8 protein-coding genes and 2 pseudogenes are annotated in these 8,593 nt (G+C 72.9%); all 10 read right to left on the bottom strand.

What is annotated here, in order from left to right; all coding sequences use genetic code 11:
• On the bottom strand, positions 1-725 hold a 725-nt coding region (locus tag SACPADRAFT_RS33350), incomplete at its 3' end, for a DUF6779 domain-containing protein (RefSeq protein ID WP_007025432.1).
• 68 nt (positions 726-793) lie between these two features.
• Positions 794-1,255, bottom strand: a complete 462-nt coding sequence (locus tag SACPADRAFT_RS0219890) for a DUF3180 domain-containing protein (protein WP_028662622.1) — start codon at positions 1,253-1,255, stop codon at positions 794-796.
• A gap of 139 nt (positions 1,256-1,394) precedes the next feature.
• The gene (gene folK, locus SACPADRAFT_RS0219885) at positions 1,395-1,886 is read right to left on the bottom strand and encodes a 2-amino-4-hydroxy-6-hydroxymethyldihydropteridine diphosphokinase (protein ID WP_007025430.1); all 492 of its coding nucleotides are present in this window, start codon (positions 1,884-1,886) and stop codon (positions 1,395-1,397) included.
• Positions 1,883-2,284 carry a dihydroneopterin aldolase gene (gene folB, locus SACPADRAFT_RS33345; RefSeq protein WP_233357235.1) on the bottom strand — a complete coding sequence of 134 codons (402 nt, stop codon included), beginning with the start codon at positions 2,282-2,284 and terminating at the stop codon, positions 1,883-1,885. The genes folK and folB overlap by 4 nt, the downstream gene beginning before the upstream one ends.
• A 73-nt stretch (positions 2,285-2,357) precedes the next feature.
• Positions 2,358-3,157: pseudogene (folP, locus tag SACPADRAFT_RS33340) on the bottom strand (dihydropteroate synthase).
• A 53-nt stretch (positions 3,158-3,210) separates the two neighbouring features.
• Entirely contained in the window at positions 3,211-3,840 is a 630-nt protein-coding gene (gene folE, locus SACPADRAFT_RS0219870; RefSeq protein ID WP_007025428.1) for a GTP cyclohydrolase I FolE, read from the bottom strand.
• 17 nt (positions 3,841-3,857) lie between these two features.
• The gene (gene ftsH / locus SACPADRAFT_RS0219865) at positions 3,858-6,359 is read right to left on the bottom strand and encodes an ATP-dependent zinc metalloprotease FtsH (RefSeq protein WP_007025427.1); all 2,502 of its coding nucleotides are present in this window, start codon (positions 6,357-6,359) and stop codon (positions 3,858-3,860) included.
• Between the two features lie 243 nt (positions 6,360-6,602).
• The gene (locus SACPADRAFT_RS0219860; protein ID WP_007025426.1) at positions 6,603-7,391 is read right to left on the bottom strand and encodes an ESX secretion-associated protein EspG; all 789 of its coding nucleotides are present in this window, start codon (positions 7,389-7,391) and stop codon (positions 6,603-6,605) included.
• Between the two features lie 199 nt (positions 7,392-7,590).
• Entirely contained in the window at positions 7,591-8,382 is a 792-nt protein-coding gene (locus SACPADRAFT_RS0219855) for an ESX secretion-associated protein EspG (RefSeq protein ID WP_007025425.1), read from the bottom strand.
• Between the two features lie 3 nt (positions 8,383-8,385).
• A pseudogene (locus SACPADRAFT_RS33335) lies at positions 8,386-8,593 on the bottom strand (hypothetical protein); the annotation flags it as partial.

The following is an 8,593-nucleotide window of genomic DNA, read 5'->3' as shown; positions in this document are numbered from 1 at the left end:
CGTCGGGCCCCGGTGGCGTCCGCCTGCGCGGCCGTGCCGTTGCGCGGCCCACCGTCCAGCGCCCGGGCGGTGCCGGAACCACCGTTGTGCGTGCCCGCGGTGGACGCCCGCTCCGCGTCGGGACCGGCGACCCGGCTGATCAGTTCGGTGGGGCGGTCGGCGACCTCCGCGTCCGGGCCGATCGTGATGGCGGCGGGCCGGGACTCCCCGGCCTCGCCCGCGGCCACCAGCACCGGCTCCTCGCCGAACGACCGCATCCGCGTCGACTGGGCCGTCAGCGCGACGCGCTCCCAGAGGACCTCGCCCCCGAGCAACGTCTGCAGGCTCTCCCGGAGGGTGCTCAACTCGGTCCGCAACGCCTCGAGCTCCGCCTGCGAGGCCGCCTCGGCACGCTGCCGCGCCTCGGCCTCCCGCTGCCGCGCCTCGGCCTCGACCTCGCGCTCGAACTCGCGACGGGCCGCGACCTCCTTCTCGAGCTCCAGCTCGTAGATCCGCTGAGCCTTCTCCGCCGACTTCTCGCTCGCCGCCGCGGCCCTGCGGTTCTTCACGGCCACCAGCGTCCCGATCAGCGCCGCCCACAACGCGGCCACGACCGCGAGCCGGACCCAGCGGAGGTCGTCGGTGAGCACCAGCGCGAGGGTGGCGCCGATGGCGAGGAGGAAGCCGACGGTCAGCCACGGCCGACCGGACGATCGGTCGTGCGCGTCGTCACCCACGCCAGTCATGCCGATACCGTACCTTCCGGTGACCTCGTCGAGACCTTCTCGGTACTTCGAGCGGTGGGTTGCGTGCGCTAACCGGTCGGCGGTTGACCGCGGCCCCGATCACCCTCGTCCGGTGTGCGGCAGTTGTACTCCAACCACAGCGCCGCACCGATCAACGCGGCGGCACTGACCACCCCGACGATCGTGGCGGGCAGGTCGTCCGCGGCGGCCGTGACCCGCCCGGAGCGGGGCCCCAGGTAGGCCAACGCGCCCACCCACGCACCCCCCATCAGCGCCCCGAGCAGCGAGGACGCCTTGGCCAGCGCGACCGTCCGGGCGATGCCCAGCCCGGTGACGACCCGGTGCTCGCGGATTCGGGCGCGCACGACGAACGCGAGCACGAACTCCCCCACCGCCAGCACGAGCAGGGTCGTGCCGGCCAGGGTGGGCAGGGCGGGCAGGGACTGATATGCGGCGCGGAACAACGGGAACGTCAGTCCGAAACCGAGCACCGCGGCGACGACGAGATCCCGTGCCCGCGTGAACTGCATGGTCCCACCGTACCCACGGCACACGAGGCGCATCCGACGGTGACCTCCCCGCAACCGGGACGACCGACCGCATTACGACGTCGGGACCGCCGATATCAACGTCCACCCTGGCACTCGTACCGACCAGAGCATCGACGCATCAGAGGGTCAGGTCCGTGCGGAGGTGGACGTCGTCGTGGTCGGACCGGGGGAGGGCGGCCAGCAGGTCGGCGGCCCGGCCCCGGCCGGGTACCTCGGCGTCCGGGTCGATCTCCAGCCAGGGGATGAGCACCGTCGCCCGGTCGGCCGTGCCCGGGTGCGGCAGCAGCAGGTCGGGATCGTCACTGCGGACGTCGTCCACGGTCACGACGTCGACGTCGAGGGTGCGCGGGCCCCACCGCGTCTCGCGCACCCGCTCGGCACGCCGCTCCAGCTCCTGGGCGGTGCGCAGCCAGTCCCGGTGGTCCCGGGACGGGTCGTCGACCACGCACACCGCGTTGAGGAAGTCCGGCTGGTCGGTCACCCCCCACGGCTTCGTCTCGTAGACACCGGAGACGGACACCAGCACGTCCCGCAGGCCGTCGACGGCCAGCCGCAGGTAGGACAACCGGTCGCCGAGGTTCGAGCCGAGGGAGAGGACGGCCCTGCTCACGGCGTCCGCCCCGGTCCGTCGTCGCCCGCCCGGTCCGGCCCCGCGGCATCGTGCCTGCCGCGGGTGAGCGTCACGGCGACGTCGGCGAACGTCCTCGGGATCGGTGCCGACGGCTTGTGCAGGGTGACCTCGACGCGCCGGATCCGCTCGTCGGTGAGGACCTCGTCGGCCACCCGTTGGGCCACGCTCTCGATCAGATCGTGCGGCGGTCCCGCGACGATGTCGGCCGCCGACGCGGCGAGCGCACCGTAGTCGAGCGTGTCGGACAGATCGTCGGTGGCGGCGGCCGGGGCGAGATCGAGCCACACCGTCAGGTCGAGGACGAACTCCTGCCCGTCCCGGCGCTCGTGGTCGAACACCCCGTGCCTGCCGAAGACCCGCAGGCCGGTGAGGGTGATCCGGTCGCCGTCCGCGGACGGCGACCCACCACCGGCGGCCGGGTCGGGGCCGGGTGCGCGATCGGACACGGCGTCAGGCACGGCCGCGCCGCCACGCCGCCGCCACGAGGACCGCGTCGAGCGAGGAGCCCACGTCGTGCACCCGCACCCCCAGGCGCCCGCCTGGGCCGCCAGCGCCGACACCGACGCGGTGGCGACCTCGCGCCCCGAGGGCGGCCTCGGCTGCCCGTCGTCGTCGGCGAGCAGCCGGCCGAGAAAACGTTTGCGGGAGGCCCCGACCAGGACCGGGAAGCCGAGGCCGAGGACGGTCTCCAACCCGTGCAGCAGCGCCCAGTCGTGGTCGGCCGTCTTGGCGAAGCCGAGCCCGGGGTCCAGCACGATCGCGTCCTCGGAGACGCCGGCGGCGAGCGCGTCGTCGATCCGCGCACGCAGTTCGTCCCGCACGTCGGCGACGACGTCGGTGTACTCGGCGAGGTCGTTCATGTTCTTGCTGTGCCCGCGCCAGTGCATCAGCACGTAGGGCACGCCCGCCTCGGCGGCGACCCGCGCCATGTCCGGATCGGCCAGCCCCCCGGACACGTCGTTGATCAGCCGTGCGCCCGCCTCGACCGCGGCGGCCGCCACCGCGGCCCGCGTGGTGTCCACCGACAGGGTCAGCCCCTCGTCGGCGAGCGTGCGCACCACCGGCAGCACGCGGGCCAGCTCGGTGTCGGCGTCGACCCGCGACGAACCGGGCCGGGTGGACTCGCCCCCGACGTCGATGACGTCGGCGCCCCGCCGCCACATCGCGTGCGCGTGGGCGAGGGCGTCCTCGTTGCTGAGGTACCGGCCGCCGTCGGAGAACGAGTCGGGCGTCACGTTCAGCACGCCCATCACCGCGCAGCGTTCGGGGGCCGGGAGCAGCGGCGACGTCGGGGCCACCCGCGTCACCGCCTGCCCTTGATCAGGTCCAGCGCCTCGGCCCGGGACGACGCCGAGGTCTGCAGCAGGCCGCGCACCGCCGAGGTGGTGGTGCGGGCCCCGGGCTTGCGGATCCCGCGCATCGCCATGCACAGGTGCTCGGCCTCGACCACCACGATCACCCCGCGGGGGCGCAGCTTGCGGTTCAGCGCGTCCGCGACCTGCGAGGTCAACCGCTCCTGCACCTGCGGACGTTTGGCGTAGAGGTCCACCAGCCGGGCCAGCTTGGACAACCCGGTGACCTTGCCCTGCCCGTTCGGGATGTACCCGACGTGGGCCACCCCGTGGAACGGGGTCAGGTGGTGCTCGCAGGTGCTGTACATCGGGATGTCGGTCACCAGCACGAGCTCTTCGTGGCTCTCGTCGAACGTGCGGTCCAGGACGTGGTCCGGCTCGCTGTAGAGCCCGGCGAACATCTCCCGGTAGGCCCGCGCCACCCGCGCGGGCGTCTCCCGGAGCCCGGACCGGTCCGGGTCCTCGCCACACGCGAGCAGCAACTCGCGCACCGCGTTCTCGGCCCTGGCCTGGTCGAAGACGTGACCGGCCCTGGGCAGTTCCGCGTCGACGTCGAGCGCCGCATGACCGTTGCCTGTCACGGCACCGCCTTCCCCGGTCACGAGTTCGGCCGACCGTCCTGATCGTCGTCGTCGCGACCGTCCCGCTGTCCTGCACTGTCGCGGTCACCGCCGGACGGGGTGTTCCCCGGCTCCGGCCGCATCGGAGGCTCGTCCCGCCACGGATAACCCCGGCCCCGCGGCTGTGTCGCCGGCGTCCAGCCGGGCGGGGCACCGTAGTGCGGCGGGCCGGCGTTGGACCCGGCCGGGCCGGATCCGCCGGTCGCGGGACCGGAGGGGCCGCGACCGTTGGACGGCGACCACGGGCTCGCCCCGCCGTTCGGTCCGCGGACACCGTTCGTCCCGGTCCCGCCGGACGGCGGCGCGTACGGATTGTACGTCTGGGGGCCGGATGACGGGGCCGCAGGCAGGTCCGACCGCTCCCCGTCGGACTCCGACGGCGTGGGCGCGGGGGTCGCGCCCGGCACCTCCGCCCCGCCCGAGGTGGGCACACCGGTCGCGGCCGGACCGACGCCGGTGCCGATCGAAGCGGGTTCCGGCTCCGGTGCGGGCTCCCGCCCGCCGGACTCGCGCTCCTCGTCCTCCGGGGGCAACGGCTCGCCCCGTTCGACCGCCAGCTCCCGCGGCGTCTTGATCGGCGGCTTCTCCGAGGGGAGCCGTTCGCCGAACTCGTTGAACGTGGTGATCCGCGGCCGTTTCACCACCTCGCTGAAGATGCGTTCCAGGTCGCGCCGCTGGAGGGTCTCCTTGTCCAGGACCTCGCGCACCAGGTCGTCGAGCACGTCGCGGTAGGTGTTGAGCACCTCCCACGCCTCGGTGTGCGCCGTCTCGATGAGCTTGCGCACCTCCTCGTCGATCTCGTGCGCGACCTCCAGCGAGTAGTCGGCCTGCCTGCCCGCCGAACGCCCGACGAACGGGTCGCCCTGCTCCTGGCCGTACTTCACCGCACCGAGGCGGGGGCTCATGCCGTACTCGGTGACCATCGCCCTGGCGATCTTGGTCGCCTGCTCGATGTCCGAGGACGCGCCGGTGGTCGGCTCGTGGAACACCAGTTCCTCGGCGGTGCGCCCACCCATCGCGAACACCAGCCGCGCGATCATCTCGGACCGCGTCATCAGCTGCTTGTCGTCCTCGGGCACGACCAGCGCGTGGCCGCCGGTGCGGCCCCGCGGCAGGATCGTGAGCTTGTAGACGGGTTCGATGTCCGGCATCGCCCACGCGGCCAGCGCGTGTCCGCCCTCGTGGTAGGCGGTCATCTTCTTCTCGTGCTCGGAGATGATCCGGCTCTTCCGGGCCGGACCGCCGATCACCCGGTCCACCGACTCCTCGAGGGCGTGGTCGGTGATGACCGTGTTGTGTTCGCGGGCCGTCAGCAGCGCCGCCTCGTTGACCACGTTCGCCAGGTCGGCGCCGGACATGCCCACGGTGCGCTTGGCCAGTGCCTCGATGTCGGCGTTCTCGGCGAGCGGCTTGCCCTTCGAGTGGACCTCGAGGATCTGCATCCGGCCCTTGAGGTCGGGTGCCTGCACCGGGATCTGCCGGTCGAACCGGCCGGGCCGCAGCAGCGCCGGGTCGAGGATGTCCGGGCGGTTGGTCGCCGCGATCAGGATGATCCCGCCGCGTGAATCGAACCCGTCCATCTCGACGAGCAACTGGTTGAGGGTCTGCTCCCGCTCGTCGTGGCCGCCGCCCATACCCGCGCCGCGTTGCCTGCCGACGGCGTCGATCTCGTCGACGAACACGATGCAGGGGGCGTTCTGCTTGGCCTGCTCGAACAGGTCGCGCACCCGGGAGGCACCGACACCGACGAACATCTCGACGAAGTCGGAGCCCGAGATCGTGTAGAAGGGCACGCCCGCCTCACCGGCCACGGCACGGGCGAGCAGCGTCTTCCCGGTGCCGGGCGGGCCGTAGAGCAGCACACCCTTCGGGATCTTGGCCCCCAGTGACTGGTACCGCGCCGGGCCCTGCAGGAAGTCCTTGATCTCGTGCAGTTCCTCGACGGCCTCGTCGGCCCCGGCCACGTCGGTGAACGTCGTGGTCGGCATGTCCTTGTTCAGCTGCTTGGCCTTGGACTTGCCGAAGTTCAGGACCCGGTTGCCGCCGCCCTGGGCGTTGTTCATCATCCAGATGAGCAGCCCGACCAACAGCAGCAGCGGGATCATGTAGATCAGCAGCTGGGTGAGGAACGAGTCCTCGGTGACCGTGGTGTTGAACTCGACGTCGTCCTGCCCGGTCCCGGAGTTCAACAACCCGTTGTAGAGCTGGGTGGACGCCCCGGCGGGGAACTTCGTGATGACCTCGGTGGCCTGTTGGCCGTCGACCGCGACCGGGTTCTCGAGGTGCAGCTTGAGCTGCTGTTCGCGATCCTCCAGGGTGGCCTCGGTGACGTTGCCCGAGTTGATCTGCTCGACGGCCTGCGAGGTGGGGACCTCGGTGTAGCCACGATCGCTGTCGGCGAGCGTGCTGATGCCGAAATAGAGCAGCAGGGCCACCGCTATCCACAGCAGTGGGTTCTTGAGCAGGCGCTTGCGGTCCATTCGATCCGGCCGTGGTGGCCTCGACCCTCCCTGGCTAGGCGGTAGGTTGTGACATCCGCCGTCGCGGTGTTCGACAATACGCGGGCGCTACGGAACTCACCGTCCCACCAGCGTACCGCCCGGCCCGCGGTACCGGCCGGGCGATCCTGCCGTGGTCAACGGTGGCCGCGGCCGTGGTGTTCCCGCGTCCGGACGTCGGCGGGGTCACGATCGCCCACCGGCCCGTCCCGCAGCGACGGGTGGTCAGGGCGCGACCTCGGCCAGCGCCTCGCCGATCCGCGTCCGCAGGGTCTTCGCGTCCGCCGGGGCGACGGTGACCCACTCCCGGCCGTCGGGGCCCTGCCGGGACAGGCTGAGGTAACGGCCGGTCGCCGTGTCGAACCAGGCCAGGACCGGGGAGCGGTGCCGGCCGCCCACCTCGTCCCGGCTGTTCGCGGCGAGCTGCCCGCCACGCAACCGGGGCTGCGCGATCAGATCCGCGTACGCCTCACCGGGGTCCTTGGCCCGCTCGGCGAGGCTCGTGCGGCCGCGACCGCCCCGGCGGTCGGACCCGGCCTCCGCCTCACCGACCACCCCGGCGCGGGAAGGTCGGGTGCGCAGGGCCGTCTCGATCGGCAGGGTGATCGACGCCTGGGTGCCGCGCCCGCTCGCGGGCAGCAGGTCCACGACCGCGGAGGCGAGTCCGTCGGGGTACACCGTCCGCAGCCGTATGCCGTCGGCGTCCTGCACCGCGAGCACGGCCCGGTCGCCGTCCGAGGCGGCCAGCGCCCCCACCGGGGGTGCCTGGAACTCGGGGATGTGCAGCGCGTCGACACTGAACGACGGCCGCGCCAGCACCGCGAGCGACTCCTCGATCCGGGGGTCCGGGAGACCGCGCGCGGCGAACTCCTCGTCGACCCGCTGCCGGAGCATCCCGCGTTCCTGGTCCGTCTCCCCGTGCGAGCGGATCCGGAGCGGATACGGCAACTCGCCGACGCCCGCCGACTCCCACAGGAAGTCGAAGGCGACCGGTGTGAAGAACTCCTGCATCATCACGATTCCCCCGGTTGACTCGGTCGATGGGATCCCACCCGGCACGGTGCCCCGGCGCACCTTACCGGGGTGTGTGCCGTGAAGGACCCCTTCGCGGCACACAGTGCAGTGAAGGACCCCTTCGCGGCACACAGTGCAGTGAAGGACCCCTTCGCGGCACCCGGGGCAGGGAGGGGGGCCTTGACGGCGACACCGCCGGTCACAGGTGGGCGGTCGTCCTGGTCGCGGCCGTGGCCAGCATTTCCGCGAGGCGGTGGCGGAGGGTGGGGGCGTCGGCGGGGGCGATGATGATCCAGTCCCGGCCGTCGGGCCCCGTGCTCGCCTGGGTGAGGTAGCGGCCGGTCTCCGTGTCGAACCAGCTCAGCACAGGAGCCCGGGACCTGCCGCCCCCGGCCGCGCGGGCGTTCGCACCGATCTGACCACCGCGTTCACGGGACTGGGCGTGCAGTCGTGCCAGCGCCTTGCGGTCCTCGTCGGCGCGGGCGGTGCTGCCGTCGGTGGTGGTCGGCCTGCGCTGCAGGAAATCCGCCCCCGGCCCGGTCAGCAACTGCTCCAGCGGCACGGTGATGGACTTCTCGCTCCCACGCGGCGCCGCGGGCAGCTGCCCGACGATCGCACCGGCCAGGCCGTCGGCGGGCACCGGTTCGAGCTGCAACGCACCCTGCTCCTGCACGGCGAGCACACCGTGCCCGCCGGACGCGGCGGCGACGGCCAGGCGCGGCTGCGCGTCCGGGGCGCTGATCTGCACCGAGTCCAGGCTGTACTCCGGCGCGGCCAGCACCCCGAAAGCGTTCTCCAGGTCCGGGACCGGCCTGCCCCCCGGACCGGCGAGACCACGGTCGGCGAGGCCGCCGAGCACGTCGTGGCGCAGCGCGGACCGCTCCTCCAGCGTCCACCCGTGGGACCGCGCCCGGAGCGGATACGGCAGATCACCGAGACCGCTCGACTCCCAGAGGAAGTCGAGTTCGGCCTCGGTGAGCCGCGCCCGCACCGGCTACCGCTCCTCGTCCTCGGGTCCCCAGGCACCGAGCACCGGTGGCGCCGCCGACCCGGTGGCACCGAAGGTCTCGTCCGGGTCCGGTTCGATGAGGAACGAGGCGTGCTGGGTGCGGTCCTGCTCGTCGTCGCCCCCGGCGGTGGCACCCGCACCGCCCGCGCCCAGGGGCGCGCCCGTCATGCCGGGGCCACCGACCGGCGGCGGG

The sequence above is a fragment of the Saccharomonospora iraqiensis subsp. paurometabolica YIM 90007 genome (genome assembly GCF_000231035.2).
Classification (GTDB): Bacteria; Actinomycetota; Actinomycetes; order Mycobacteriales; family Pseudonocardiaceae; genus Saccharomonospora; species Saccharomonospora paurometabolica.
Note: the sequence above shows the minus strand (reverse complement) of the source record. Positions and strands in the feature narration are given on the sequence as shown.

Coding starts and splice junctions, on each gene's coding strand:
- ftsH (WP_007025427.1), bottom strand. CDS start 6,359: ATGGACCGCAAGCGCCTGCTCAAGAACCCACTGCTGTGGATAGCGGTG.
- SACPADRAFT_RS0219860 (WP_007025426.1), bottom strand. CDS start 7,391: ATGATGCAGGAGTTCTTCACACCGGTCGCCTTCGACTTCCTGTGGGAG.
- SACPADRAFT_RS0219890 (WP_028662622.1), bottom strand. CDS start 1,255: ATGCAGTTCACGCGGGCACGGGATCTCGTCGTCGCCGCGGTGCTCGGT.